1 protein-coding gene is annotated in these 1054 nt (G+C 53.1%); it reads left to right on the plus strand.

The features are described 5' to 3' along the window. Positions 1 to 65: 65 nt before the first annotated feature. Positions 66 to 1046, plus strand: coding sequence for an IS481 family transposase (locus PKC29_15645; GenBank protein ID HML96838.1), 981 nt, complete (start codon positions 66 to 68; stop codon positions 1044 to 1046). Positions 1047 to 1054: the final 8 nt, after the last annotated feature.

Below are 1054 nucleotides of genomic sequence, written 5' to 3' on the forward strand. Positions count from 1 at the left end.
TGTAGATGTTAAGTAATTCGGGGCAGGAATTCTCCGGGATAGAATAATAAGAGGAGGATTAAGCCATGCGAATAAACACAGAAGACCTGACGCTGAAGCGCAACTACATACAGAAGTACCGTTTTTTAATAAAAGAGTACGAGCTGGTCAAATCACGTCAACACCCAAGGTTCCGCTTCGTAAAGGACTTTTACGAATTCCACCATACGGACCGAAGGAGCTTTCTGAAGTACTACGCCAGGTACAAGCAAAGCGGTATAGAGGAGGACCTGCTTCCCCGGAAGCGGGGCCCGAGGTTTAAGACCAGACGCACCCTTGCGTCCATAGAGCGCAAGGTGCTGGAGCTAAGGGCGCTGGGGAACGGGAGGTACGAGATCAACCGTATTCTCAGGGCCGAGCTCAGGGACTATACCCCCTCGCCCTCGACTATATATAATATACTCAGGCGGCAGGGATTTAATCGCCTCAGGCCGCGGGAGAAGGCCGAGAGGAGAAGGATAATAAGCAAGAGAGCGGGAGAGTTAGGGCACGTAGACACGCACCACCTGAGCATGAGCCTCATATCGGGGCAGCACAAAAAGCTCTATCTTGTGTCCGTGGTGGACGGGTGCTCGCGGGCGGCATGGGCCGAGACCATAGGGGATACGAAGGCGCTCACCGTGATGTTCTCGGTGCTAAGGTGCATAAACATACTCCGCGAGGAGTTCGGGATAAGGCTCGAAGAGGTGATGACGGACAACGGCCCTGAGTTCGGGACTAGGAATTCTGCGAGCAAGGAGGATCCTCCGTTCGAGAGGATGCTTATGGAGATGGGCATAAAGCACAGGTACACACGGCCCTACAGGCCCCAGACGAACGGGAAGGTGGAGAGGTTCTGGAGAACGCTCAATTACGACCTCATAGAGGACACTACGTTCGACTCCGAGGAAGAGTTTAAGAACCTCCTGCTTGAGTACCTTGTGTACTATAACCATGAGAGGCCTCACCAGTCCCTCGGAGGTATCCCCCCGGCAGAGTTCCTTAAATCCTGTCCCCGAATTACTTAACATCTACA

The sequence above is a fragment of the Thermodesulfobacteriota bacterium genome (assembly GCA_035325995.1).
Classification (GTDB): Bacteria; Desulfobacterota_D; UBA1144; order Nemesobacterales; family UBA2774; genus JADLGH01.